This window comes from Bacillus cabrialesii, from assembly GCF_004124315.2.
GTDB lineage: Bacteria > Bacillota > Bacilli > Bacillales > Bacillaceae > Bacillus > Bacillus cabrialesii.
Window position 1 is genome coordinate 1,258,953 of the sequence record NZ_CP096889.1, and the last position, 25,117, is coordinate 1,284,069.

A 25,117-nucleotide genomic window follows, 5' to 3' on the forward strand; every position below is an offset into this window, starting at 1 on the left:
AAAATATGAACATTGAGCATAGAGGTTGTCAAAAGTCGACATCTTTTGTTATCATAAGGATGTGAAATTGATCACAAACAAACATTACCCCTTTGTTTGACCGTGAAAAATTTCTCCCATCCCCTTTGTTGTCGTTAAGACATATGAAACCGCGCTTATCCCGGCGCGGTTTCTTTAGTGCTAAAAACAGAACATACGTTTGTTTGCGGTGCAAAAAAACAGCCTCAAGCATATACACGCCTGCGGCTATTTTTCACATGATTGATATTCATCAGAATAAGTGCTGAGAGACTTCCAAAACATTCCGTGTTTGGCTTCCACTTTGGCAACCTTTTTAGCAAAGGCCAATTTTTTCATTTCCTTTTCTACCTCTTCAAGGCTCAGGTCATATACAAGAGCAATTTCCTTGGAGGCAACGAAGCGGAAATATTCAATAAAACATTCCAGAGGCGGTGTTTCCGACGGCTTCGGCTCGTCGCCAAGCATCTCAAACAAGATTTCTTCATATACATCATATGAATAGCTGCCTGGTACTTTAAGTCCTTCATCCTCATGCTGCGTATTGAAAAACGTCAGCGTCGGATTAACGGAAACATCCATTTCAGCGGCAATTTTCATGTCACATTGAAGCGCCTTGACCGCGCTTTGAGAATGCAGATCGTTTTTGAATTCTTCAAGATCGAGACTCGTTTTTTCCGCGATTTCCAAAAGCACGTTTTCATCCGTTATATTTTTCTTTGAAACAAACAGACTCTCCTGCATATTTCTGAGAAATTGCATTCCGGCTTTTCTTCCTTGAAGTTCGGCTGCTTTAAAAGCGAGAGCAGCCATATAAGGCGATGAAAGCGGCTGATCTTGCTCCAGCCAGACATTGCCGTCACACGACATGCCGGAGCGGTTAGCGATCTTTTCCCATGCTTCTGCGAGAAGATGCTTTTTCCGTTTCTTATTTAAAGCGGTAAGGCTTGCGGAAGCGATAATGCGTAAGGTGAAAAAGCGGCCGTATCTGATTTTCAGCTTTTTGATGACAGGTTCTAAGGACCAGCATTCAGGACATAAAGGGTCTACAAACATGTAGATTTCAAGCGGTTTTTTTGGATGACCGTGGCAATGGGCGAAGTATTGCTCATGCTGATAGTTTGTCAAGATGATCGATCCTCCGCTTCCGTTTGATTCACCATATGCCTTGCTGTCAATTCCAGCCGGCCAAACAAAAACTCACGAATATCGCCCTCCAGCCCTACATGGTCCATTGCGTCCTTCATACAGCTGAGCCAAGCATCAGCTCTCTTGTTTGTAATTGGAAAAGGAAGATGCCTTGCTCTGAGCATGGGGTGGCCGTGTTCCTCAGTATAAAGCGGAGGCCCGCCTAAATACTGAGTCAAAAATTGCTTCTGTTTCCTGGCGGTTTCTGTTAAATCGCTAGGAAAAATCGGCTTCAGCAAAGGATGAGACGCGACACGCTCATAAAAAGTATCAACAAGTTGCGATAGAAGTTCCTCTCCAATCGCTTCATAAGGTGCGTTAAACGATTGTCCCATGTTGACTACTCCTTTAAATATGGCTAATAGGAATCATAAATCCTATTGCGAAAAGTAATTTTCTGTATTTCATGAATTCATCTAGATTTATTTTAGCAACAAGGCACCATTTCTACAAACAAACTGCCTTTTATGCGTTTGATGATAAGTTTCGGCTGACAGCCGGGGTTTGTATTTCATATCATATCACATAAAAATCAGGAATGCGTAAGATTTCACTTCGCAAAAAAACCAGAGGGCAAGGGCCGCTCTGGTTACGCGTAATAAGCTGAAGTTATTTTTTTTACATAGTTTTGTGTTTCTTGGAAAGGAGGAATACCTCCGTACCGGTCAACATTTCCCGGTCCGGCGTTGTAAGCCGCTAAGGCCATAGACACATTGCCGTCGTATTTATCCAGCATTTGTTTTAAATATTTCGTTCCGCCTTCTATATTTTGCTGCGGATCAAGCGGATTAGAAACACCAAGTGAGCTTGCCGTTGACGGCATCAGCTGCATTAAGCCCATCGCACCTGCTCCGCTGACCGCTTTTGCGTTAAAGCCTGATTCCTGCTTGATGACGGAACGGATTAGTTTTTCATCGACGCCATACTTATCAGCGGCTTTTTTTATTGCGCTGTCAATGGAGAAGTCTCCTGAACTGATCTGTTTTGCTTCTTGTTTGTTTGAAGATGAATCTGCAGCTGCTGTTTCGGTGCTTTCCGCCGCTTTTGTGATATAACCTGAATTGCTGTTTGTATATGAGTTAAGCCCATAAGCTGAAAGCAATGACGGCGCTGTTGAAGAAGCGCTGTTCAGCAGGCTGAGCGGGCTTGATGATGCGGAAGATGCTGTTGATTGCTGCTGAGATGTCAGGCCATTTGTATATTGGCTGAGCAAAGAGCTGAAGCTTGAAAGCGGGTTTTCCGCATTCTGAGTGCCCGCGCTGCGTGCATTAGATATGGACTGTAATGCCTGAAGCTGAAGTAAAGCTGCCCAATTCGTTACATTCACGATGTCATTCCACCTTATATAGACTTTCGTTTTTCTTCATAAAAACGCAGAATTTTATTTTTGGTTTCGCGCTGAGGAATGCTGAATTGCTGAAGCAGCTTTTCAAAGGCTTGTTTGCCCTCATGCCAGTCCGCCGCCTCAAATTCAATTTCATAGTCCTCTTTATTTAAATATCGGCTATGGTCTAAAACTATTAAGCCTTTTTCTGTTTCTTTTTCAGCGCGGTTTGTTGCTAAAGATCCAAAGTAATGAATGGCGTCTGTATCGATCTGAAGCTTGTGCAGCTGGTCCTTCACGGGGCCTTCGGGAACTGAAAATCCAGCAAGGTCTGATACCTCTGAAAGCCGCTGATGCGTTTCCAGAAGCCCCACAGCTGCCGGTTCTTTTAACGTCAGCACATACTCACCGTTTTTTCTGCGGATTCGAAGCGCAGCGTGTTTTTGTTTCAGCGCAAAGCTGTCTGTGTCAAAATAGTGATTCTTTTGATCTGTAAAATCTTTTTCTGTCAGCCGGAGTGCTGCTGTTATGTTTTTAAATTCTTGTTTGGTCAGCATGTTTTTAAATTCTATTTCAATTTCTTGGGTCATGATGCTCTTCCTTTCCGCCCTGTAAATCTTATTTTTACTATTATCTCTTTAGATGTTAGGTTTATCAATATCGAGCTTGATATGATAAAATGAATCTGTACTTTGTTTAAAAAGGAGAGCATTATGCAAAACAGAATCGAAATCTTGAACGCAACATTATCGGATGATCAGCTTCGCCTTGCCTGTGAGGCAGAAGGAAACGAAGCGGAACGCAAGCCGTCAGGTCAAATGCTTGTTGATTCTGACCACTTTGCTTTTGTATACATACTTGAATTAGCTGATTCTTTTGAATATGTCATTATAAAGGAACATGTATGGCCGGAACTGAAGCAGGCCCATGCACAAAAAATTCCGGTTGTTTTAAAGGCCGGAGGCGAAACCATTGAACTGGCAGGCCTGCATGAGGAGCTGGAGTATCTTTTAGAAAACATTAAAGATAATGCGAACTACGGAGAAGAAATGGAAGATAAAGTGAAACGCGTGTTTTTATAGAAACTGGTTCGGAATTGGGGGATGTATGATGGATGACAAACAATGGGAGCGTTTTTTAGTGCCGTACCGCCAGGCTGTCGAAGAGTTGAAAGTAAAGCTCAAAGGGATCCGCACACTATATGAATACGAGGATGACCATTCGCCGATCGAATTTGTGACCGGACGCGTCAAGCCTGTGGCGAGCATACTTGAAAAAGCGAGACGGAAAAGCATACCGCTGCATGAAATTGAAACCATGCAGGATATCGCTGGCCTTAGAATTATGTGCCAATTTGTCGACGACATCCAAATCGTAAAAGACATGCTGTTTGCCAGAAAAGATTTCACCGTTGTGGATCAGAGGGATTATATTGCGGAACATAAAGAGAGCGGATACCGGTCATATCACCTAGTCGTGCTGTATCCTTTACAGACGGTGTCCGGAGAAAAGCATGTTCTCGTGGAAATACAGATCCGTACACTGGCGATGAATTTCTGGGCGACCATTGAGCATTCATTGAATTATAAATACAGCGGAAACATTCCTGAAAAAGTAAAATTAAGGCTTCAGCGCGCTTCTGAAGCGGCTTCCCGGCTTGATGAAGAGATGTCGGAGATCAGGGGTGAAGTACAAGAAGCTCAAGCTGCCTTTTCTAGAAAGAAAAAAGGAAGCGAGCAACAATAGGTAAAGGGGAAGAAAAGCATGAAATTTGCCGTATCATCAAAAGGTGATCAAGTTTCTGATACGCTGAAAAGCAAAATACAGGCGTATTTGTTGGATTTTGATATGGAACTGGATGAAAATGAACCGGAAATCGTCATTTCAGTCGGGGGCGATGGAACGCTTTTGTACGCTTTTCACAGATACAGCGACCGCTTGGACAAAACAGCATTTGTCGGCGTTCACACGGGCCATCTGGGGTTTTATGCCGACTGGGTTCCTCATGAAATTGAAAAACTTGTTCTCGCGATTGCGAAAACGCCGTATCATACAGTCGAATATCCGCTTCTCGAAGTGATTGTGACCTATCATGAAAACGAGCGGGAAGAAAGATATTTGGCGTTGAATGAATGCACGATTAAAAGCATAGAAGGAAGCCTTGTGGCTGATGTGGAAATTAAGGGACAGCTCTTTGAAACCTTCCGGGGCGACGGCCTCTGTCTGTCAACGCCATCCGGCAGCACAGCCTACAATAAGGCGCTGGGCGGAGCGATTATCCATCCGTCTATCAGAGCGATCCAGCTTGCGGAAATGGCTTCTATTAATAACCGCGTATTCCGGACGGTCGGATCGCCGCTGCTTCTCCCTTCCCATCATGACTGCATGATTAAGCCGAGAAACGAAGTTGACTTTCAAGTGACGATTGACCATTTAACCCTTCTTCATAAGGATGTAAAGTCGATCCGCTGCCAGGTTGCATCCGAAAAGGTGAGGTTTGCGAGATTCCGTCCGTTTCCTTTTTGGAAAAGAGTCCAGGATTCGTTTATCGGAAAAGGTGAATAGAAAGAGGACGTATCGTGGAGCATTTTTTTATCAGAAAGAACATTACTTCAGCTGAAGACGGAATGACTGTAAAAGAATACGCCGGTGAGCTGGGAATTTCGAAACGTCTGTTGACCGATATCAAGTTTGGCGGGGGAGACCTGCTGATCAATGGTGAGCATGTGACGGTCAAATACGTTTTGAGTGAAGGGGATCTTCTTGTCGTGAAGTTTCCTGAGGAACAGGTGAGCGAGACGCTATTGGCAGAGCCTGTTCCGCTCGATATCATGTATGAGGATGAACATGTGCTTGTGATAAACAAGCAGCCGTATGTGTCATCTATTCCTTCGAGAGAGCATCCATCCGGCAGCATTGCGAACGGAATCATCCATCATTATCAAAAAAACGGAGTGCGGGCGACTGTTCATCTTGTCACCCGGCTTGACCGGGATACATCGGGTGTTATGCTTGTTGCCAAGCATCGCTTTGCCCACTCCATTTTATCGTCAGCGCAAAAAAACGGGCTTGTGAAACGCCGGTATACGGCAGTGGTCCACGGGCGCATGACACAGGCGGAGGGAACTGTCGATGCTCCGATTGGCAGACATCCTGACAGTATTATTGAACGGATGGTGACACCGGACGGCCAGAAAGCTGTTACTCATTTTTATGTCGCACGCGCAACTGACGGTATGACCTCGGTGACATTGCAGCTTGAGACAGGCCGGACCCATCAAATTCGCGTTCATATGAGCTACCTGGGGCACCCGCTGTGCGGCGATACACTGTATGGCGGAACGAGACAGCATATTGGACGCCAGGCCCTGCACAGCGAGCGGCTTTCGTTTATCCACCCGCTGACACAGGAGAGCATGACGTTTCATGCTGCATTGCCTCAAGATATGAAAGAACTGATAAAAGGAGAGAATCCATGATTCTCTCCTTTTTTATATGGGGCGAAATCTTGATTCGTCGTAAGGGAGGGAGCTTGGGACGGAGACGGTCTCTATTTCTGGAAAGCGAAAGCCTGTCAGTTTATTTCCGAACACGCAGCCTGTATCAATGTTGATGGTGCGATTGACTTTCCGGGGATCTTTCACAGGTGTATGGCCGTATACCACCCAAGCATTGCCGTTATAGGATGCCGCCCAATCTCGTCTGACGGGCCTGCCGTCCGGATACGTTTCACCTGTCACATCGCCGTAAAGCACAAAGTCTTTCACTCTGCCGGTATATTTGCCGATATCGTCAGCCTTTATGCCAGCATGGGCGACAACTAATTCTCCGTTATGTAAGATGTCGTAAAGCGGGGCCGTTTCGTACAGCTTCATAAACTGTTCGCTGACCGCTTTTCTTTCTTCTTTAGAAAGTCCTTCAAGCTCCGCCGCTGTTGTTTCCAGACCGTGCATCACTTTTACCGGATTTCCTTTTAAGTAGCGGTACAGCTTATTGCAATGATTTCCCGGGACATAACGCACTGCGCCTTTTTCGTAAGCTCCTGCTACAAAGCGGATAACTTCTATTGATTTCGGTCCTCTGTCAGTTAAATCTCCGGCAAAAACGAGCACCCTGCCTTTCTCGTGGACAGGCACTCCATTTTTGATTGTATAGCCAAGCTTTTGGATTAATGCAGCCATTTCGTCATAACAGCCATGAATATCACTGATTATATCGTAAGCCATGCGGTCTCCTCCTTGCCGATTGTTTTATTTATTATGGTGCAAAGTGCTGTGAGTCATCACAAGCTTTTATGTGCAAATTATAGAAGAATCATTTTCTAAACAGGATTAAGACCTTTTCACTTTATTTTTTATCATCACCCTTGTTAAAATCGCGTTATGTTTTTTAAAAATGAGGTTCTGTTCTTTGACTGAGAACTGGCATAACCCTGATCTAAAAAGGAGGTTCTGATTATGGCACATACATCTGTCGCATCTTTAGTTGTTGTACTTATCGTTGCATTTTTAACACCCATCCTTCTGCATCGGTTTAAACTCAGCATCCCGGTTGTTGTTGCTGAAATCATTATGGGGCTGATTATTGGAAAAAGCGGCCTTAATTTAGTTGTGGAGGGTGATACATGGCTACAGACGCTCTCTATGCTCGGATTTATCTTTTTAATGTTTTTAAGCGGGCTTGAAATTGATTTTTCATCATTTGAGAAAGGAAAGAAAAAGCAGCTTTTGCCAAACGGCAAGGAAGCGCCTAATACGTTTGCGGCGGCATCTATTATTTTTGCCGGTATTTTTATTTTATCATTGCTGCTGTCCTATGGGTTTGTCCTGGCGGGATTTATCCAAAATGCTTTTTTAATGACGCTTATTATTTCAACGATTTCGTTAGGTGTTGTCGTTCCAACGTTAAAAGAAGAACGGATTATGAATTCAAATATCGGGCAGGTTATTTTGCTCGTTGCTGTTATTGCTGATTTGGCCACGATGATTCTTCTTGCTGTTTTTTCTTCTTTATACGGGGAGGACAGCGGAAACATGTGGCTCCTGATGATCCTGTTCGCTGCCGGAGTGGTGCTTTACTTTTTCGGCCGGGTCTTTAAACATCGCTCTTTTGTTCAATCCATGTCAAAAGGGACGATCCAGATCGGGACGCGTGCCATTTTTACGTTAATTATCGTACTTGTTGCCCTGTCTGAATCACTCGGGGCGGAAAATATTCTCGGCGCTTTCTTGGCGGGGGTTCTCGTTTCCCTTCTTTCGCCAAACAAAGAGCTTGTTCAGCAGCTGGATTCATTCGGCTACGGGTTCTTAATTCCGATTTTCTTTGTGATGGTCGGTGTGAAGCTGGATGTTTGGACCCTTTTCCAAGATCCGAAAATTTTAATTATGATTCCCCTTCTGCTTTTGGCGCTGTTAGTCAGCAAAATCATTCCTGTCCTGTACTTGAAGAAATGGTATGATAACCGAACCATTTTGGCGTCTGGTTTCCTTTTGACATCAACGCTTTCGCTTGTGATTGCCGCAGCGACAATCGGCCAGCAGCTTCACGTGATCAGCGCAAATATGTCAGGAGCGCTGACGTTAGTCGCCGTCATAGCCAGTATTTTTACGCCGGTCTTCTTTAAAAAATTGTACAAACGGGAAGAGCAGCCGGAGGAGAAAAAGACGATTGCGTTTATCGGCGCAAACCAAATGACATTGCCTGTCACTCTTGAACTGCCGGAGGAAGAGTATGACGTGCGTGTTGTGCACGTCTACCAAGAGAATGCGGAGGAAAAGCTGTCAGAATCAGTGTTTACGGTTGAAACGATTTCTGATTATGAGCCCGAAACCCTAGACTCGCTCGGCATTTTTGATGCGGATATCCTTGTTGTCGCGACAGGGAATGAAGACATGAATGCTGACATTGCATTACTTGCAAAAGAAAAAGGCACAGAAAGAGTGATTGCCAGTGTCGGATCACCTGAGAATGAAGCAGCTTTGAAGGAGCAGGGAATCAGCATCTTTTCTATTCTGCTGTCGACAAAAACGCTGCTTCGGGCGCTGATAGAAGCGCCTGGCGTTATGAAGCTGCTCACGAACCAGGAGTCTTCGCTGTATCAAATTAATATGGAAAACAGCAAATATGACGGTGTCATTTTGCGGGAATTCCCTTTAACAGGCGACGTCATCTTTGTCAGGATTTTCAGAGGTGTCGACAGTATCGTTCCTCATGGGGATACAAGGCTGAAACTGGGAGACCGCTTAATTGTCACCGGATCCCGGGGGTATGTAACGGATCTTAAGAAAACATTGGAAGGATAAATCTTGACCAAATAGCGATTCGTGTTAATATAGAGGTGCAGAACAATTCAATATGATTCGTTTAACCACTAGGGGTGTCCTTCATAAGGGCTGAGATAAAAGTGTGACTTTTAGACCCTCATAACTTGAACAGGTTCAGACCTGCGTAGGGAAGTGGAGCGGTATTTGTGTTATTTTACTATGCCAATTCCAAACCACTTTTCCTTGCGGGAGAGTGGTTTTTTTATTTATCAGACAGGGGGAATGATGTGTGAAGTTTTCAGAAGAATGCCGCAGTGCAGCCGCAGAATGGTGGGAAGGGAGCTTTGTTCATCCGTTCGTTCAGGGAATCGGTGAAGGAACGCTTCCGATTGACCGTTTTAAATACTATGTGCTTCAGGATTCTTATTATTTAACGCATTTTGCGAAGGTGCAATCGTTCGGCGCCGCTTATGCGAAGGATCTTTATACAACGGGACGGATGGCGAGCCACGCCCAAGGTACATATGAGGCGGAAATGGCGCTTCATCGTGAGTTTGCGGAGCTGTTGGAAATCAGTGAGGAAGAGCGTAAGTCGTTTAAACCGTCTCCCACAGCATACTCTTATACATCCCATATGTACCGTTCGGTTTTGAGCGGGAATTTTGCTGAGATCTTAGCGGCCCTGCTGCCATGCTACTGGCTGTATTACGAGGTTGGCGAGAAATTGCTGACATGTGATCCTGGGCATCCGATTTATCAGAAGTGGATCAGCACATATGGCGGTGACTGGTTCAAACAGCAGGTTGAAGAGCAAATCAATCGCTTTGATGAGCTGGCGGAAAACAGCACGGAGGAAGTGCGCGCCAAGATGAAAGAGAATTTTGTTATTTCCAGCTTCTATGAGTATCAATTTTGGGGAATGGCCTATCAAAAAGAAGGCTGGTCTGACAGCGGCATAAAAGAGGTGGAGGAATGTGGAGCTTCACGCCATAACTGATGACTGCAAGCCGGTTGAAAAGTTAGCGAAAGCAATTATAGCGATTCAGAATGAAGTTGATTTTATTCACATTCGGGAACGGTCAAAATCGGCGGCTGACATTTTGAAACTGCTTGAGCTTATTTCTGAAGGCGGGGTAGATAAACGAAAACTGGTTATGAATGGGCGAGTGGATATTGCGCTTTTTTCTACAATTCATCGCGTGCAGCTGCCAAGCAGCAGCTTTTCGCCAACGCAGGTCAGAGCCAGGTTTCCTCACCTTCATATCGGTCGGTCGGTGCATTCACTGGAGGAAGCGGTTCAAGCAGAGAAGGAAGACGCAGACTACGTGCTGTTCGGCCATGTGTTTGAAACAGATTGTAAAAAGGGACTTGAGGGCAGAGGCGTGTCTTTGCTGTCAGATATCAAACAGCGGACTTCCATCCCGGTTATTGCGATCGGCGGAATGACGCCGGATAGATTAAGAGACGTAAAACAAGCAGGAGCAGACGGCATCGCAGCTATGTCAGGAATTTTTTCTTCCGCTGATCCTTTGGAAGCTGCCAGACAATATTCCCGTAAGCTAAAGGAGATGCGCTATGAAAAGGCATTATGATGCAGTTGTCATTGGAGGCGGAATTATCGGTTCCGCGATTGCTTATCATTTGGCAAAGGAAAACAAAAGCATCGCATTGTTTGAAAGCGGAACAATTGGCGGCAGAACAACAAGTGCCGCTGCCGGAATGCTGGGTGCCCACGCTGAGTGCGAGGAACGTGATGCGTTTTTTGATTTCGCCATGTACAGCCAGCGTCTGTACAAAGGTCTCCGTGAAGAGCTTTACACATTATCCGGTATTGATATCAGGCAGCATAACGGCGGTATGTTTAAGCTTGCGTTTTCTGAAGAAGATGTGCTGCGGCTGAGGAAGATGGATGACTTGGATTCTGTCAGCTGGCATACAAAAGATGAAGTGTTAGATAAAGAGCCGTATACGTCTGGTGACATTTTTGGTGCATCCTTTATTCAGGATGATGTGCATGTTGAGCCTTATTTTGTCTGCAAGGCATATGCAAAAGCAGCGAGAGCGCTTGGGGCTGAAATTTTTGAGCATACGCCCGTCCTGCATGTTGAACGTGACGGTGAAGGGCTGTCCACCGAGACACCGAATGGTACCGTATGGGCGGATCATGTCGCGGTTGCCAGCGGGGTGTGGAGCGGGATGTTTTTTAAACAGCTCGGGCTGAACAATTCATTTTTCCCTGTAAAAGGGGAGTGCCTGTCCGTTTGGAATGATGATATACCGCTGACAAAAACGCTTTACCATGACCATTGCTATATCGTACCGAGAAAAAGCGGCAGACTGGTTGTCGGCGCAACGATGAAGCCGGGTGATTGGAGTGAAAAACCGGATCTTGGCGGACTGGAATCGGTTATGAAAAAAGCAAAAACAATGCTGCCGGCCATTCAGAATATGAAAGTGGATCGTTTTTGGGCGGGGCTGCGGCCGGGGACAAAGGATGGGAAACCGTACATCGGCAGACACCCCGAGGACAGACGTATTGTATTTGCCGCGGGCCATTTCAGAAATGGGATTCTGCTTGCTCCCGCAACGGGCGCTTTGATCAGTGATCTCATCCTGAATAAAGAGGCCAATCAAGACTGGCTGCACGCATTCCGAATTGATCGCAAGGAGGCGGTTCAGATATGATGCTACAGCTGAACGGGAAAGATGTGAAGTGGGAAAAAGACACGGGTACAATTCAAGACCTGCTGGCGTCTTATCAGCTTGAAAATAAAATCGTTATCGTTGAAAGAAATAAAGAAATTATCAGCAAAGAGCATTATCACGAGGTTGAGCTTTGTGATTGCGATGTCATTGAAATTGTCCATTTTGTAGGAGGCGGATGAGAATGTTAACAATTGGCGGGAAATCATTTCAATCAAGATTGCTGCTGGGCACGGGGAAATACCCATCATTTGAAATCCAAAAGGAAGCGGTGGCCGTTTCCGAGTCTGATATTTTAACATTTGCTGTGCGGAGAATGAACATCTTTGAAGCGTCTCAGCCTAATTTTCTGGAACAGCTTGATTTATCCAAATATACGCTTCTGCCGAATACTGCGGGCGCCAGCACAGCTGAAGAAGCGGTCCGAATTGCAAGGCTGGCGAAAGCGTCAGGCCTTTGTGACATGATTAAAGTCGAAGTCATCGGATGCAGCCGTTCCTTGCTGCCTGATCCTGTTGAGACGTTAAAAGCGTCTGAACAGCTTCTAGAAGAAGGCTTTATTGTGCTCCCGTATACGTCGGATGATGTTGTATTGGCGAGAAAACTGGAAGAGCTTGGCGTTCATGCCATCATGCCGGGTGCATCTCCGATCGGATCGGGGCAGGGAATCTTAAATCCTTTGAATCTGTCATTTATTATTGAACAGGCCAAAGTGCCGGTCATTGTGGATGCCGGAATCGGTTCGCCGAAAGACGCGGCATACGCAATGGAGCTTGGAGCGGACGGCGTACTCCTCAATACGGCTGTATCAGGCGCGAATGATCCTGTGAAAATGGCTCATGCCATGAAGCTTGCGGTGGATGCAGGACGCCTTTCTTATGAGGCGGGCCGCATTCCGCTTAAGCAATACGGAACCGCAAGCAGTCCGGGAGAAGGTCTTCCTGTATGACGGACAGGTATTCCAGACAGGAGCTGTTTGCTCCGATCGGCCCGGCCGGCCAGAAGAAACTGAAAGAAGCGCGCGCCGTGATCATCGGCGCCGGCGCGCTTGGAACAGCCAGTGCGGAAATGCTGGTCAGAGCGGGAGTCGGCTCTGTGAAGATTGCCGACAGAGATTACGTTGAATGGAGCAACCTGCAGCGCCAGCAGCTGTATACAGAGGATGATGTCAAAAAAGAAATGCCGAAAGCGGCCGCTGCTGAGCAGCGTCTCCGTTCGATTAACAGCGATGTTGATGTGACGGGCCTTGTCATGGATGTGACAGCTGAAAATATTTTCGAGCTGATTAAGGATGCTTCCATCATTGTGGATGCGGCAGATAATTTTGAAACCCGCCTGATCGTAAATGACGCTGCGGTAAAAGAAGGCATTCCTTTTCTTTACGGTGCCTGTGTAGGGAGCTATGGCCTTACCTTTACCGTAGTGCCGGGATCGACCCCCTGCCTGCATTGCTTGCTCGATACACTTCCGATTGGCGGAGCGACATGTGACACAGCCGGCATCATCAGTCCGGCTGTTTTGCAGGTAGCGGTCTTTCAGGTGACAGACGCGCTGAAGCTGCTGACGGGAGGGGAGTGCGAGCCGGTGCTGCGCTCCTTTGACTTGTGGAAAAATGAGCGTTCAGAGGTGAGAGCGGCGGGTCTCAAACATGACGCATGCCCAAGTTGCGGCACAAAGGATTTTCCGTTTTTATCATATGAGAACCAAACAAAAGCGGCTGTATTGTGCGGCAGGAACACGGTGCAAATCAGATCATCCTTCACAAAAGAAGCGGATCTTGACGTGCTTGCCGGTCAGCTGAGACAGGCCGGGGTTGAAGTAGCTACGAATCCGTATTTAATTTCCTGCCGCTCGGATGATATGAAAATGGTGCTGTTCCGGGACGGCAGAGCACTGATTCATGGAACGAATGATATTGCCCGGGCAAAGTCCGTTTATCATAAATGGCTTGGGTAATAAAAGGAGTGTAGTGTAATGAGTATCTATAAAGCATTGACAATCGCCGGATCTGATTCAGGCGGCGGCGCAGGGATACAGGCAGATATTAAAACCTTTCAGGAGCTTGATGTTTTCGGCATGTCTGCGATTACGGCGGTAACCGCTCAAAATACGCTTGGCGTCCATGGGGTGTATCCGCTGACTGTAGAGGCGCTGAGACAGCAAATTGACGCTGTTGCTGAGGATTTGAGACCGGACGCCGTAAAAACGGGAATGCTATGGAATGCCGAAATGATTGAAGAAGTGGCAAGAAAAATTGACGAGTACGGATTTAACCGTGTGATTGTTGATCCGGTTATGATCGCAAAGGGCGGTGCATCCTTGCTGCATGATGAATCAGTTGCCACCTTAAAGGAGCTGCTCATTCCAAGAAGCTACGCGATTACGCCGAATGTTCCGGAAGCAGAAACGCTGACGAAAATGGCGATCCGCTCGCTGGACGATCGAAAAAAAGCAGCGGAGCAGCTCGTTAAGATGGGTGCGCAGCATGTGATTATCAAAGGAGGGCACCAGCCTGAGGACAACAGCATTACTGACATTCTTTTTGATGGGAATATGTTTATGCAAATCAGCCATCCTTATATCGATACGAAGCATACGCATGGCACAGGCTGCACCTTTGCCGCGGCTTTAGCAGCCCAAACCGCTAAAGGAGACAGCATCCATCAGGCATTCGAGGTCGCGGCCAACTTTGTCCGCGAAGCGGTGGAAAATACGCTCGGCATCGGAGCGGGCCACGGGCCGACGAATCATTTCGCCTTTAAACGAAACAGCTTAAACACAAGCCGATGAGATCACCAGCTGATGGTGGTCTCTTTCATGTTTGTCTATCGTATGCGCTTTTCATCTGGACAAGGTTATGATATGATAGGAATTAAGATCAGGTACTAATACTATGTCTTTATTAAATATAGGAGGCTTTATACATATGAATTTTTCACTTGAAGGCCGCAACATTGTTGTAATGGGGGTTGCCAACAAACGCAGTATCGCGTGGGGAATTGCGCGTTCATTACATGAAGCAGGTGCACGTTTGATTTTCACATACGCAGGAGAACGCCTGGAGAAATCTGTTCACGAGCTTGCCGGAACATTGGAACGCAACGATTCCATTATCCTTCCTTGCGACGTAACAAACGACGCGGAAATCGAAACTTGCTTCGCAAGCATCAAGGAGCAGGTCGGTGTAATCCACGGTATCGCGCATTGTATCGCGTTTGCCAACAAAGAAGAGCTTGTCGGCGAGTACTTAAATACAAATCGTGACGGTTTCCTTTTGGCTCATAACATCAGCTCATACTCTCTGACAGCTGTTGTCAAAGCGGCACGTCCAATGATGACTGAAGGCGGAAGCATTGTCACTTTAACTTACCTTGGCGGAGAGCTTGTTATGCCAAACTACAATGTCATGGGTGTGGCGAAAGCTTCTCTTGATGCAAGTGTGAAATACTTAGCTGCTGACTTAGGAAAAGAAAATATCCGCGTTAACAGCATTTCTGCCGGTCCGATCAGAACATTATCTGCAAAAGGCATCAGCGATTTCAACTCTATCTTAAAAGACATCGAAGAGCGTGCGCCGCTTCGCCGCACGACAACACCTGAAGAAGTGGGCGATACAGCTGCATTCTTATTCAGCGATATGTCCCGAGGCATTACTGGTGAAAATCTTCATGTTGATTCAGGTTTCCATATCACTGCCCGCTAAGCAGGATCTATGTCAAGCAATCCCGAATAGGGATTGCTTTTTTATTTCTTCTGATTTTCAGCTTTCTGTCATATAGATAGAATATGACACAATCGGAGGGATGAAGATGTCTAATAAACGAAACGCGGATAAAAAACCGCTCATGTATATTGTTCAGCCGGATTATGCAGAAACAACAAGGTCATCCATGCAGGAGATTGTCATCAAAAGAAAGGCCGACAAACCCGCTCCGCCAAAAGCTGAGGAAAAGCCGGTTTATCATGAGAAGCAGCAGGAGAAAGCCGTGGCACAGGATATTCAGCAAGCAGACCAAAAGCCTGCAGCTGAGCCGGCGAGTCAGCAAACACAAGAGGTAAGAGAGCCAGAGTTCATAAAGAACCAGCAGGAACAGAAAGCAGAGCCGCAGGCCGTTGAAGAAACCGTCAAACAAGAGCCTCCGAAAGCAGAAAAAAAGGAAGAGCCCGCACTTGAGGTAGGGAAGCCTGAAAAAGAACCGGAAGCTGTCCATAATGCTGATAAAGCGGAGGAAAAAGCACCGCCGGCACGAAAAGTGAAAAAACCAATGAGCAAGATGACGATCCACGAAAAAATTGATTTTTTAACAAAGCTGCCTCATAACATGCCGAGAGCGCTTTGTTTGATTGAAGCCAATGGAAGAACGTACAGGGGTGTGATTGTCGGAAGAAGAAATGATTCCGTCCTGCTTCGAACAACCGGCAACGGAGCCCCGACCGAGCTGGCGATCGATGATATTACCTCTCTGCACCCGCTCGGTTTCTAATGAAAATGAAAAAGCTGCCCGGCAGGTCTTCCCGGACAGCTTTTTTGCATAGAGAAAAGCCTGCAGGCCTGCAAGCTTTTCAGCATGATCATTTAATGATGATGATGCGTACGATTGATTAATCGAGGATTTAAGCAGTTGACTGCGCAGAAGCAGTCTAAGTCCACTTCAATACAGTAGTTCGTTTTTTCAAGTCGGAACACTTCACAAACCGTATCTTTATCGGTGAAGTCCAAAATGTGTTTGTGTTCGTCAAATGCGATCAATAATGACAGTGTCGCGCAGCTGTCATGAACTTTTTCCACTCTGAAAAATACTGTATTAAAGCAAGGGCCGTTATCGAGTTCGCCGACATTTCCGAAAGCGACCAGAGGATTTGATTTTGATGTAAACAGTACGAAAGGCACTGTATCGCCCAGTGAATGGGTTGGTGACAAAAGCTTTGAATGGCAGCTTGTCGGGCAGTCCTCTTCAACAGCGTTTTGCAGTTCTTCAATATTTTCTACCGCTTCTCGCACGCAGAATGATGTTTTCTGGCTCATATTATCCCTCCTGCCTTATAAATTTGAGACTGGCGAAATGATGGAGAGTCAGCTGCCTCACGCTGGAAGCAGCTGAATGATTTGCACCTGTAATAGAGTTTGGAAGGGGATTGCTCTTTACAAGTGTTTATCCATTGTGATGATGCTTTTTATCTCTGTTAGGGGATGTTCTGTCAACTAACTCTGGTGACAGGCATTGAATGGCACAGAAGCATCCGAGATCCACTTCAATGCAGAAATCCGTTTTTTCTAGCCCGAAGAAATCCGGGTCGCAAGGGTGGCAAACACTTAAGGTATCGCCTTTGACATCGACCGGGCGTAAAATAGACAGTGTTGCGCAGCAATCGCATAATTTTTCAACGCGGAAGAAAATGGATTCAAAGCATTGCATATCATCCACAAATCCCCCCACGTTTCCGAATGTGGAGAACAATCCGCCTTTTTTATCAAACAAGAGAAACGGAATTGTGTCTTTACCTGCAATTGTCGGATTCAAAAGGTTCGTATAGCAGCCAGTCGGACACTGTTCCTCAACTGCCTCCTGCTCTGCTAAAATCTTTTCCACTGCATCGCATACACAGTTCTCATGCCGGCCATGGGTTTTTCCGCAGCTCATTGATTTCAGCTCCTTCTTTATAGGGTATTTGACTTTAGTCCTTAACAACATATGTACCCGTGCCCCACTTGGTGTGGGTGAACGTCTATATATTCATCATATGCTTGGAAAATAAGAAAAAGCAGAGCGTTTTTAGCTCTGCTTTTAGGTCCCTTAGAGGACAAGAGTGATAACCAAGATGGCTACAAGGGTGTTTGTTGCTGTAGAGATAAGGGTTGCGATATCGGCATCTACTGTTGAGACATTTACGCCGCGGGAGCATTCGATGAGAAGTTTTTGGCGGTTTACTTGTTTGTTAGCTGTAAGCTGCAATAAATCTTGTGCGACTAATTCGGCAATTACGCCGTCTGCAATAGATGTCAGAGTAGCTGTAACGACAGCGGCATTAAGTGCCGTTACTACTGAAGTTACTGCTTGAACGTCTGTAGATGTAACATTGATGTCACAAGAATCTCTGATAATAATCGTTTCATCGGAGACTTGTTTGTTGAGATTTGCCTGAGCTAAATCTTGGTTAATAAAGGCGTTGTCGTTGCCAAACCCATTGTTATTGCAGCAAACATCACAATTGCATTTTCTGTCTTCTTTTTCTTTTTCTTTATGGTCTAACGGATGGTCACAATCTGGATCAAGTGCAACCCAAGAATATGGTCTGCTTTCCATATCTATTCCTCCTTTTCTTTTACTTTTATTAAATGAGCGAGCCTCTTACTTTGACTGAGGCATATATCCTGATGAAGAACCCTATTTTTTATGATTAGTTTGAATTGTTATTGTTTTGCCGTCTTTGTCTGAGTTGTTCGATTAATTGTTCTCTGCGGCTTAATGGTTTTTCGTTCTTTTGCTCTTGCACGGCTGTTTCTTCTTTTTTCTTCTTTTGGTTTTCTATTAATGCTTCTGATTTAGCTTGCAAGTCTTTTACAAGATTCAAGAGCATTTCTTTTTCTTCGTCTGATACTTTTTTCATTTTGTCTTTTGTGACACCGTGTTTAAGAAATATATTGTGGACTAGCATTTTTGTCATCGGATCAACTTCAGGAAGCTTTGCAAGCTCTTCTTTGATTTTATCGTTATCTGACATTTGTTTTCACCTCGACTTTTAAGTTTGTGAAAAAGAAAGGGTTAAAGGACGTCAAGTTCATTGAGAATGCTGTTTAACACCTGAAGCAAGATTTGTACAAAGGTTATTATTTCGTCGGCAGACAAAGTAATTGTGATGTTTCGGCTGTTGATAATTTTAATGATGGTTCTTTTTTTGATTTGAGAGTTATCGAGAATGAGTATTTCGCTTGCCACTGCGTCAGCCAAATCTTCATCGGCGATGACGAGCTGAGTCGCCAGGATAATCATGGTTGTCACAAAGGCTTGTATAGAAAGGGCAGATGTTATATGTGATGTATCTATTGTGATATTTTCGCAATCAATCACTTCGATCTGCTGCTCGAATTCGCTTGATAATTGCTCAAATATTGCAGGATGCAGGGATTCAACATTTTCTTCAAACGACATAACCTTCACTCCTTTCTTATCCATACTCTATATAATGCAATTGGGGTGCAGAGCGGAATAATAAAAATAACCAATTTTGCACCGGACAAGATACAATTCATGAAGAATAGGGTTTTGGCATATACGTGAAGGGATCATGATTGGAAAAGGAGTGAACAAGTGGTTATTAATGGGCTGACAATTGTACTTCTTTCGCTTGCGGTCTTTCGGCTCGCCCGGCTGCTGGTGTTTGACACGATTATGGCGCCGCTTCGCAGCCTGTTTCATGAAGAGAAGGAGGAAAAGGATGCGGACGGGAATACGGAAACGTATATTGTGATTAAGGGAACGGGTGTGAGGGCGTTTATTGGTGAATTGCTGAGCTGCTATTGGTGCACAGGTGTGTGGTGCGCCGCCTTTTTAATTTTATGCCAGGCATTGATCCCGCAGGCGGCGCAGTGGCTGATTTTGCTTTTGGCGATCGCCGGTCTCGCCGGCATCATTGAAACGCTCGTATCAAAATGGCTGCAGGAATGAGGCGTTCCCACCAGCAACTTTTCACCAGCATCCGCATAACGTAGCATATATGACATAAGGAAAGGAAGGGAACAAAATGAATCAATACAATAAACCTTCCCAAAAAACTCCATATACAGATTCATCGTATCAATCAAAAAAGATTAAAAAGAAAGGCTGCGGGTGCGGAAATAAAAAGAAAAAACCTCAATAGCCTGGCAAAGAAACCGGAGATCTCCGGTTTTTTGTTTTTTAACGGAGCGGCTTCGCTCAGCATATATCATGAGTGGGGGGATACCAGTGAATGAGTTTGAAAAATGGATAGACGGAAGGTATAAACCACACGAACAAAAGCAAAAAGAGCATGAAGACACGATGGGCCGCATTAGAAATGATCTGGATAAATTTGATAAAGCCGGTATGGCGTTTGAAGAGGAGATTGAAGAGCTGGCTGAAAAAACGGAGGCGCTGCTCAAAAAATATCAGGCCCAGTATGACCAATCATAAATCCGCAAACGCCCTATGCGTATATCCAAGCCGAATCAATCGGCTCACATAGTGTATAGAGAGTAAAGGAGGTGCTTATCTATGGGCTTTGGATACGGATTCGGAGGCGGCGGCTACGGCGGCTGCGGCTATGGCGGCTATGCTGGCGGTTACGGCGGCGGCTATGGTTCAACATTTGTTCTTTTAGTCGTATTGTTCATTCTCCTTATCATCGTGGGTGCATCTTTTTATAACTTCTAAGGTTTACAGAGGAAGTACGGGTGATAACCTGTGCTTCCTTGCCTTGTGTATCATTTTTATTTTGGGGAAAAAGCACATTGAACAACGGATGTTCATATAATACCGTATCACTCCGCCAAAAGGAGGCGTATTATGGATAATCAATTTTTTAAGAACATTGAAAAGAAAACAGGTGTCAATATGCAGGATGTCATGAATCTTGCCGGCTCCCTTCAAAACGCTAATTTTAAAGATGAAAACACAGTTCGGAGCGTCATCAAGCGCGTAGCGCAGCTGGCAAACAGACGCGTGCCGAAAGAGTTAGAAGATAAGATTGTCCAGTCCATTACAAGCGGAAAAGAAAAGCTTGATTTTGGCACGATTTCGAAAATGATGGATAATAAATAAGCGGAGGGCCTGGCTGACTCATTGCAGCGGGCCTTTTTTTACAAAAAAAAACCCGGCAGATCACTGCCGGGCTCTTAGTTATACAAGGGCTGTTTTGCTTGCTGTAAAAGGGGATACAAAAATCTTGAACGTTGAGATGTTTTGCCGCGCCTGTTTGATGGACAAGACAAATATAAATGCTGTTTGGCCCTGGTCATGGCAACATATAAAAGGCGTCTTTCTTCCTCAAGAGGAGCTTCATCTCCTTTTCTCGCTGTTTCTAATGAGAAGTCATGCGGAATTGAGCCGTCTACCGTGCCTAGCACGTAGACGGTTTTGAATTCAAGGCCTTTTGACCGGTGAATGGTCATCAGCTGAACGCCGTTTTCTTCCGTTTTGTTTTTTTCAGCGGCCCGCATATGGTCTACGTGGGCAAGAAAGTCAGGAATCGTTTTAAATTTCTTGGCGACGACCTTGATGTCGCGCAGATCATCGGAGCCTTTTTCCAGCTTGTTGCCCTCATTGCCCCGCTTTTTTAAATACTCGGAGAAGCCCATTTTTCCTTCGGAGAAGGTGATCGCTTCTACCGGCTTCATCGTGCGGAGGCTTGCGAAAAACGGCACGATCTTCTTGATTTTGTCCAACTGGAACGGCTTCAGATCAGGCAGTTTGGCCAGCGCTTTAATCATGGAGCAGTCCTCGGTAATCGAGAGCGCCTTCAGTGTGTTCAATGCGGACTGTTTTAAGAACAAGGCGGGCAGCAAGTGCTTAATCGCCTCAGTATCATCCTCATTTTGGCTGGCGTACAAGTATGCGAGTATCTGGCGGACGATCCGTCTGCTGTAAAACGATTGCACGCCGCGGTCAGCTGTATACGGAATTGACGAATGATGAAGCCTTTCATAAATGGCGCGGCCTCCGCTGTTTGTGCGGTAGAGAACCGCGAAGTCTTCAGGATTTGCCCCGTTTTGAATTTTTTCTTTGATATCGGAAACGACCATTGTGGCTTCTTCCTCTTCATCATAAGGATAAAACAGTACAGGGACCTGGACGTCATCACGGGCGGCTTCAAGCATTTTGGCATACCTGTTTTTATTCTTCTTCACGACGATATCAGCACTTGAGACGATTGGGTGTGTAGACCTGTAGTTCGCGGTTAAATAGATCGTCTTCGCCTCGGGGTAATCCTTTTGAAAATCAAGAATAAAAGACGGATTGCTTCCGCGAAACGCGTAGATGGACTGGTCATCGTCTCCGACGCAGCACAGGTTTTGTTCCGGGCTGGCGAGCATTTGCATGATTTTATATTGAACCGGATTAATGTCCTGAAACTCATCAATTAAGATATACGTAAACCGAGATTGGTATTGTTCCAGCAGATCCGGCCGATCAATAAACAATTCATAGCAGGCTGAAGCCATATCATCAAAATCAAATTGGTTTTGTTCTTTTTTCTGGCGTTCATAGTGTTCATATAAACGATAGACTTGTTTTTCCCACTCATCTTTTAATGGTATGCGTTCATTGGGCACATAAGTGTTTTTCCAGAAACCGATCTGCTGCAGGGCCTGATCAACGGGAAACTCTTTCTCATCAATGCCTTCTTCATAGAGTGCTTTTTTGATATATTGTTCCCGCTGCCACTCCATTTTCAGCAGATGCTCGCCGTTCCATTTAGCAGAATCATAGTGATACAAGATCTTATAAAACAAGCTGTGGAACGTTCCGGTGACAAGTCTTCTGACTTTTGCCGGCTGTAATCCGTACTGCTTCGCCATACGATCTTTCATTTCGGCTACGGCTTTTGTCGTGAAAGTGACAAGCAGCATGTTTTCCGGCGGTATGCCCAGATGTTCAATCATATGGGCGGCGCGCGCGGTCAGCACGCGTGTTTTTCCGCTTCCCGCACCCGCAAGCACAAGCAGCGGGCCTTCCGTTTCCGTGACAGCTTTCAGCTGATCCGTGTTTAAGCCGACAGACGGAAAAAGGCTCGTATCAGGTTCTATTGTTTTTGGTATAAATGGTGTTCCGGGTTTAATGCTTCTCGGGCGCTGCCAATCCGTGACAGCTGTAGACGAGTCGGCCGCGATCGCTTTTCCCTTGGGCAGACGAAAGACACCGGATTCCTGATAATTTTCTTTTTTCTCCTCTTTAGCGGGCTCGGGTTCGCACGCTTCCTCACAAGCTGGAAAATAGCCTTGCTGGCGGTGGATAAACTCCGGCGGATCGGCGATGTTGAGCCTTAGCAACACGGGTTTTCCGCAATGAGAACAAAATAAATGTCCTTTTATTCCTTCTTCAAAGAGGAATTGATAATGTTCTCTCGAATATGTATGTAAATGTATGGTTCGATCATTCAGTCGGGCGCATTTCAAAAAGGGATCCTCCCAATCAAAAAAGGTGTTCATTACAGACAAAGACTATCATATCAAAAGAAACGTGTTTCAAAAAGTAAGTTTAAGGGAAAAGAGACAGCAGAAGGGTGGGTATCGTATGATATATGCAGGTCACATACAGAACCAGCAATACGCTCAATATGCAAACAGAACGATTGGACATAGACAGGATTACGCCGGAACCGAAAAAATCAGCTATGTTCCGTTTCAGCGGGTATACAAGGAACTTGAAAAGCAGCAGGAGAATCAAACGGCCGCTGAAAGAAAAGTAAACGAGATGAAACGTAAGCGCTCTCTTTATATGAGGTTGCGAGAAAAGGGAATGGGCACTTATATTAATCGATATGTATAAAAACCGTTCACATCCAGAGAACGGTTTTTTATATGTGCAGAAAAAATCCGGATCTCAATAGACCCGGATGCTGTTTAATCCTTAATCATTTGTAGGTGGGGAATGCCGGCATCGAGGAATTCTTTTTCAGAAAGCACACGATACCCGTGTTTCTTGTAAAACGGCACAGCCTGCGTTTGCGCGTTTAACATGAAGCCGGAAGCGCCGCCGTCTGCGGCCGCTTTTTCGAGCGCTTTCATAATGATGCCGCCGACACCGTATGAGCGGTGGCTCTTCAATACGCAAATACGCTCTAACTTGCCGCAGCCGTCCTTCATACGCCATCTTCCGGCACCGACAGGCTTTTCGCCGTCATACACGACGATATGCTCTGCTTCATTTTCAAGTTCGTCAATTTCTTCTTCAGCAGGCACGTTTTGTTCTTTGACAAAGACTTCTTTTCTTACATAAAATGCATCTTTCATTTGTTCTTCATTTTTTGCGATAACTGCTTCCAAACGATTATTCTCCTCCGCCTAGCAAGAAGGTTTCATATACTGTCCACGATCCGTTATCCAGCTGGTAAAGCAAGTGGAATCGGTCAACGATTTCTTCATGCGACACTTCCTGCATTTTTAATTGTCCGAGCACATCCGAATGCTCATCATCGGAAAGATTTTGGCCGACCGTCACATGCGGCACGAAATTGTATTCCTGTTCACCGGCCAACACACCGGTGTATAGCTTTTCATTGAGTGTTTTTAATTCTTCCGTCGGCTCAGCTTTGATGTAAATGACATTATTGACAGGCGCAAATGAACTGTATTTTGTCATTTTGAGAACGACCGGATGGGATTCCTTTGCGATGTTTCTCAGATGTGATACAAGCTGATCCGCTTTCTCCTCCACGCATTCAAACGATGCTCTCAGCGTCAAATGGGGCGGGATCAGAGAGTAGCTCGGATCATAACGCTTTCTGTAAGAATTCGCAAGGTCTTGGAGTTTTTTTGATGGAAATAAAACGATTCCGTATTTCATATTATGTCCCTCCTGGAAATAAAGTATGATAGAGTATCAAAGCATTTTTTTCAGCGCCGGCGTGATGAGCGGCTGCCAGTATGTCCATTTATGATCTCCGTCAAATGGTTCAAAATAATAATCGGAAAGCTTCTTCTCCAGCAGCTGTTTCAGCTCCTGGTTCGGTTCTGTGAAGTCCAGAATATTTCCGTCTGTCGTGTGGACGTCAGTTTCTTTTGTGCCGATTTGGTGATAAATAGAGAGGTGTTTGATATCGTCTGACTGTTTCACAGCTCCCAATACATGTTTGTCAACATAGGGAGACTGCATGATGATGTTACCGAACATATTCGGATAATCAAGCGCTGTCATAAGCGATATGGTCGCTCCGAGGGAGTCCCCGATCAGCGTTCGCCCGTAGCCGACCTGATACGTTGGATACTCATCATCCGCAAACGGAACGAGCTCGTGGGCGATGAACCGTTTATACGCCGAAAATTTTGAGCCTTCCGGATGGTAGGTTTTTCTGCGCTCTTTTACATCCTTATAAGGAACACCGATAATAATGCTCCGGTCTATTTCTCGTTTGGACAGCAGTTCCTCGACCTGTCTGCCGATTCTCCCCAGCCTGAAATAATCGTGGCCGTCCTGCGCGATAATGACATGGTATTTGTAAAGAGGGGAGTAGTTGGACGGCAGATAAACGAGCAAGGTCATTTCCTCGTTAAGCTCTTTTGAAAAGAATTTCTTTTCTTGCACTGTGCCGTTTGTCGGTGCCATAAACATTCCTCCAGGACATCACTAGACTTTCTTGCTGTTTTCCATTATTGTACCATGAATTATTAGAAATTTCTCTCTTTAAACCGTTCGGTATACGAAGAAAAAAGTGTTGAAATAAACAGTGAATTGCGCTAATATTAAACAATCAGAAAATTGAAATCGATATTTCTTATCGTGAGAGGTGGAGGGACTGGCCCTTAGAAACCTCAGCAACCGGCTTGTTTTGCATATGTGCAAAACGCCAAGGTGCTAAATCCAGCAAGCGTTTTTTATGCTTGGAAGATAAGAAGAAGCGTTAAACCCCTTCTTCTTATGAAGAAGGGGTTTTTATTTTGAAA

The 25,117-nt window shown here is 45.4% G+C and carries 33 protein-coding genes and 2 riboswitches; of the genes, 19 read left to right on the forward strand and 14 right to left on the reverse strand.

Annotation, left to right across the window (positions count from 1 at the left end; all coding sequences use genetic code 11):
- Nucleotides 1–246: 246 nt before the first annotated feature.
- The 4 genes from spxH to EFK13_RS06470 form a co-directional block, all read right to left on the reverse strand.
- Nucleotides 247–1,146, reverse strand: coding sequence for a protease adaptor protein SpxH (gene spxH, locus EFK13_RS06455; protein ID WP_129506074.1), 900 nt, complete (start codon nucleotides 1,144–1,146; stop codon nucleotides 247–249).
- Complete coding sequence (locus tag EFK13_RS06460) at nucleotides 1,143–1,541, reverse strand: globin domain-containing protein (RefSeq protein WP_129506073.1); 399 nt, start codon at nucleotides 1,539–1,541, stop codon at nucleotides 1,143–1,145. Before EFK13_RS06460 ends, spxH begins: the two co-directional genes overlap by 4 nt.
- 254 nt (nucleotides 1,542–1,795) lie before the next feature.
- Nucleotides 1,796–2,533, reverse strand: coding sequence for a bifunctional muramidase/murein lytic transglycosylase (gene cwlQ, locus EFK13_RS06465; protein ID WP_248894268.1), 738 nt, complete (start codon nucleotides 2,531–2,533; stop codon nucleotides 1,796–1,798).
- Nucleotides 2,534–2,547: 14 nt separating this feature from the next.
- Nucleotides 2,548–3,120 carry a CYTH domain-containing protein gene (locus tag EFK13_RS06470; protein WP_129506072.1) on the reverse strand — a complete coding sequence of 191 codons (573 nt, stop codon included), beginning with the start codon at nucleotides 3,118–3,120 and terminating at the stop codon, nucleotides 2,548–2,550.
- Between the two features lie 123 nt (nucleotides 3,121–3,243).
- On the opposite strand from EFK13_RS06470, the gene EFK13_RS06475 reads away from it, so the two are divergent.
- From EFK13_RS06475 to EFK13_RS06490, 4 genes are read left to right on the forward strand one after another with little or no spacing between them, the layout of a single operon-like run.
- Nucleotides 3,244–3,612 (forward strand): UPF0738 family protein, encoded by a 369-nt coding sequence (locus EFK13_RS06475; protein ID WP_129506071.1) that lies wholly within the window; start codon nucleotides 3,244–3,246, stop codon nucleotides 3,610–3,612.
- A 28-nt stretch (nucleotides 3,613–3,640) separates the two neighbouring features.
- The gene (yjbM, locus tag EFK13_RS06480; RefSeq protein WP_064813377.1) at nucleotides 3,641–4,276 is read left to right on the forward strand and encodes a GTP diphosphokinase; all 636 of its coding nucleotides are present in this window, start codon (nucleotides 3,641–3,643) and stop codon (nucleotides 4,274–4,276) included.
- An 18-nt stretch (nucleotides 4,277–4,294) separates the two neighbouring features.
- Nucleotides 4,295–5,095 (forward strand): NAD kinase, encoded by an 801-nt coding sequence (locus EFK13_RS06485; protein ID WP_003232918.1) that lies wholly within the window; start codon nucleotides 4,295–4,297, stop codon nucleotides 5,093–5,095.
- A gap of 14 nt (nucleotides 5,096–5,109) precedes the next feature.
- Nucleotides 5,110–6,009 carry an RluA family pseudouridine synthase gene (locus tag EFK13_RS06490; RefSeq protein WP_167470871.1) on the forward strand — a complete coding sequence of 300 codons (900 nt, stop codon included), beginning with the start codon at nucleotides 5,110–5,112 and terminating at the stop codon, nucleotides 6,007–6,009.
- A 12-nt stretch (nucleotides 6,010–6,021) separates the two neighbouring features.
- Here EFK13_RS06490 and prpE read toward each other — a convergent pair whose 3' ends face one another.
- Nucleotides 6,022–6,756, reverse strand: a complete 735-nt coding sequence (prpE, locus tag EFK13_RS06495; RefSeq protein WP_129506070.1) for a bis(5'-nucleosyl)-tetraphosphatase PrpE — start codon at nucleotides 6,754–6,756, stop codon at nucleotides 6,022–6,024.
- 231 nt (nucleotides 6,757–6,987) lie between these two features.
- On the opposite strand from prpE, the gene EFK13_RS06500 reads away from it, so the two are divergent.
- The 10 genes from EFK13_RS06500 (at nucleotide 6,988) to cotO (ending at nucleotide 15,980) form a co-directional block, all read left to right on the forward strand.
- On the forward strand, nucleotides 6,988–8,832 hold the full coding sequence (locus tag EFK13_RS06500; protein WP_129506069.1) for a monovalent cation:proton antiporter family protein: 1,845 nt from the start codon (nucleotides 6,988–6,990) through the stop codon (nucleotides 8,830–8,832).
- Nucleotides 8,833–8,892: 60 nt separating this feature from the next.
- Nucleotides 8,893–9,001: riboswitch (TPP riboswitch) on the forward strand.
- An 81-nt stretch (nucleotides 9,002–9,082) separates the two neighbouring features.
- Nucleotides 9,083–9,790 (forward strand): thiaminase II, encoded by a 708-nt coding sequence (gene tenA, locus EFK13_RS06505; protein WP_129506068.1) that lies wholly within the window; start codon nucleotides 9,083–9,085, stop codon nucleotides 9,788–9,790.
- Nucleotides 9,768–10,385, forward strand: a complete 618-nt coding sequence (gene tenI, locus EFK13_RS06510; protein WP_129506067.1) for a thiazole tautomerase TenI — start codon at nucleotides 9,768–9,770, stop codon at nucleotides 10,383–10,385. Before tenA ends, tenI begins: the two co-directional genes overlap by 23 nt.
- Entirely contained in the window at nucleotides 10,369–11,478 is a 1,110-nt protein-coding gene (gene thiO / locus EFK13_RS06515) for a glycine oxidase ThiO (RefSeq protein WP_129506066.1), read from the forward strand. The genes tenI and thiO overlap by 17 nt, the downstream gene beginning before the upstream one ends.
- The gene (gene thiS / locus EFK13_RS06520) at nucleotides 11,478–11,678 is read left to right on the forward strand and encodes a sulfur carrier protein ThiS (RefSeq protein WP_129506165.1); all 201 of its coding nucleotides are present in this window, start codon (nucleotides 11,478–11,480) and stop codon (nucleotides 11,676–11,678) included. The genes thiO and thiS overlap by 1 nt, the downstream gene beginning before the upstream one ends.
- A complete protein-coding gene (thiG, locus tag EFK13_RS06525; RefSeq protein WP_129506065.1) occupies nucleotides 11,675–12,445 on the forward strand; it encodes a thiazole synthase in 771 nt (256 codons plus the stop codon). The genes thiS and thiG overlap by 4 nt, the downstream gene beginning before the upstream one ends.
- Nucleotides 12,442–13,452 carry a thiazole biosynthesis adenylyltransferase ThiF gene (gene thiF / locus EFK13_RS06530; RefSeq protein WP_129506064.1) on the forward strand — a complete coding sequence of 337 codons (1,011 nt, stop codon included), beginning with the start codon at nucleotides 12,442–12,444 and terminating at the stop codon, nucleotides 13,450–13,452. The genes thiG and thiF overlap by 4 nt, the downstream gene beginning before the upstream one ends.
- 18 nt (nucleotides 13,453–13,470) lie before the next feature.
- Nucleotides 13,471–14,286: a bifunctional hydroxymethylpyrimidine kinase/phosphomethylpyrimidine kinase gene (thiD, locus tag EFK13_RS06535; RefSeq protein WP_129506063.1), complete on the forward strand. Its 816-nt coding sequence runs from the start codon at nucleotides 13,471–13,473 to the stop codon at nucleotides 14,284–14,286.
- A gap of 136 nt (nucleotides 14,287–14,422) precedes the next feature.
- Nucleotides 14,423–15,199: an enoyl-ACP reductase FabI gene (fabI, locus tag EFK13_RS06540; RefSeq protein ID WP_003224643.1), complete on the forward strand. Its 777-nt coding sequence runs from the start codon at nucleotides 14,423–14,425 to the stop codon at nucleotides 15,197–15,199.
- Nucleotides 15,200–15,299: 100 nt separating this feature from the next.
- A complete protein-coding gene (cotO, locus tag EFK13_RS06545; protein WP_129506062.1) occupies nucleotides 15,300–15,980 on the forward strand; it encodes a spore coat protein CotO in 681 nt (226 codons plus the stop codon).
- Between the two features lie 92 nt (nucleotides 15,981–16,072).
- On the opposite strand, the gene cotZ is transcribed toward cotO, so the two are convergent.
- The 5 genes from cotZ to cotV all read right to left on the reverse strand — a co-directional run bounded on the left by cotZ (nucleotide 16,073) and on the right by cotV (nucleotide 18,647).
- Nucleotides 16,073–16,522 (reverse strand): spore coat protein CotZ, encoded by a 450-nt coding sequence (gene cotZ / locus EFK13_RS06550; protein ID WP_064813365.1) that lies wholly within the window; start codon nucleotides 16,520–16,522, stop codon nucleotides 16,073–16,075.
- Between the two features lie 127 nt (nucleotides 16,523–16,649).
- Entirely contained in the window at nucleotides 16,650–17,138 is a 489-nt protein-coding gene (gene cotY / locus EFK13_RS06555; protein WP_010329406.1) for a spore coat protein CotY, read from the reverse strand.
- Nucleotides 17,139–17,291: 153 nt separating this feature from the next.
- Entirely contained in the window at nucleotides 17,292–17,801 is a 510-nt protein-coding gene (gene cotX, locus EFK13_RS06560; RefSeq protein ID WP_075745388.1) for a spore coat protein CotX, read from the reverse strand.
- A 94-nt stretch (nucleotides 17,802–17,895) separates the two neighbouring features.
- Nucleotides 17,896–18,219: a spore coat protein CotW gene (gene cotW / locus EFK13_RS06565; protein WP_075745390.1), complete on the reverse strand. Its 324-nt coding sequence runs from the start codon at nucleotides 18,217–18,219 to the stop codon at nucleotides 17,896–17,898.
- Nucleotides 18,220–18,260: 41 nt separating this feature from the next.
- Nucleotides 18,261–18,647, reverse strand: a complete 387-nt coding sequence (gene cotV, locus EFK13_RS06570) for a spore coat protein CotV (protein ID WP_075745392.1) — start codon at nucleotides 18,645–18,647, stop codon at nucleotides 18,261–18,263.
- A 159-nt stretch (nucleotides 18,648–18,806) separates the two neighbouring features.
- On the opposite strand from cotV, the gene yjcA reads away from it, so the two are divergent.
- The 4 genes from yjcA to spoVIF all read left to right on the forward strand — a co-directional run bounded on the left by yjcA (nucleotide 18,807) and on the right by spoVIF (nucleotide 20,276).
- Nucleotides 18,807–19,163, forward strand: a complete 357-nt coding sequence (gene yjcA / locus EFK13_RS06575; RefSeq protein ID WP_129506061.1) for a sporulation protein YjcA — start codon at nucleotides 18,807–18,809, stop codon at nucleotides 19,161–19,163.
- Between the two features lie 279 nt (nucleotides 19,164–19,442).
- Nucleotides 19,443–19,649, forward strand: coding sequence for a hypothetical protein (locus EFK13_RS06580; protein ID WP_129506060.1), 207 nt, complete (start codon nucleotides 19,443–19,445; stop codon nucleotides 19,647–19,649).
- Between the two features lie 81 nt (nucleotides 19,650–19,730).
- On the forward strand, nucleotides 19,731–19,889 hold the full coding sequence (locus EFK13_RS06585; protein WP_103746793.1) for a YjcZ family sporulation protein: 159 nt from the start codon (nucleotides 19,731–19,733) through the stop codon (nucleotides 19,887–19,889).
- Between the two features lie 132 nt (nucleotides 19,890–20,021).
- Nucleotides 20,022–20,276 (forward strand): sporulation-specific transcription regulator SpoVIF, encoded by a 255-nt coding sequence (gene spoVIF / locus EFK13_RS06590; RefSeq protein WP_064813357.1) that lies wholly within the window; start codon nucleotides 20,022–20,024, stop codon nucleotides 20,274–20,276.
- A gap of 74 nt (nucleotides 20,277–20,350) precedes the next feature.
- Here the strand turns inward: spoVIF and EFK13_RS06595 are convergent, their stop codons facing one another.
- Nucleotides 20,351–22,630, reverse strand: coding sequence for an ATP-dependent helicase (locus tag EFK13_RS06595; protein ID WP_129506059.1), 2,280 nt, complete (start codon nucleotides 22,628–22,630; stop codon nucleotides 20,351–20,353).
- 118 nt (nucleotides 22,631–22,748) lie between these two features.
- Here EFK13_RS06595 and EFK13_RS06600 point away from each other — a divergent pair, with 118 nt between their 5' ends.
- Nucleotides 22,749–23,003 (forward strand): hypothetical protein, encoded by a 255-nt coding sequence (locus tag EFK13_RS06600; RefSeq protein WP_129506058.1) that lies wholly within the window; start codon nucleotides 22,749–22,751, stop codon nucleotides 23,001–23,003.
- Between the two features lie 74 nt (nucleotides 23,004–23,077).
- Here the strand turns inward: EFK13_RS06600 and EFK13_RS06605 are convergent, their stop codons facing one another.
- From EFK13_RS06605 to EFK13_RS06615, 3 genes are read right to left on the reverse strand one after another with little or no spacing between them, the layout of a single operon-like run.
- Nucleotides 23,078–23,500, reverse strand: a complete 423-nt coding sequence (locus EFK13_RS06605) for a GNAT family N-acetyltransferase (protein WP_129506057.1) — start codon at nucleotides 23,498–23,500, stop codon at nucleotides 23,078–23,080.
- 4 nt (nucleotides 23,501–23,504) lie between these two features.
- Nucleotides 23,505–24,020, reverse strand: a complete 516-nt coding sequence (locus EFK13_RS06610) for a YjcG family protein (protein ID WP_129506056.1) — start codon at nucleotides 24,018–24,020, stop codon at nucleotides 23,505–23,507.
- Nucleotides 24,021–24,056: 36 nt separating this feature from the next.
- The gene (locus EFK13_RS06615) at nucleotides 24,057–24,779 is read right to left on the reverse strand and encodes an esterase family protein (RefSeq protein WP_129506055.1); all 723 of its coding nucleotides are present in this window, start codon (nucleotides 24,777–24,779) and stop codon (nucleotides 24,057–24,059) included.
- Between the two features lie 166 nt (nucleotides 24,780–24,945).
- Nucleotides 24,946–25,068, forward strand: a riboswitch (SAM riboswitch).
- The last annotated feature ends 49 nt before the right edge of the window (nucleotides 25,069–25,117 follow it).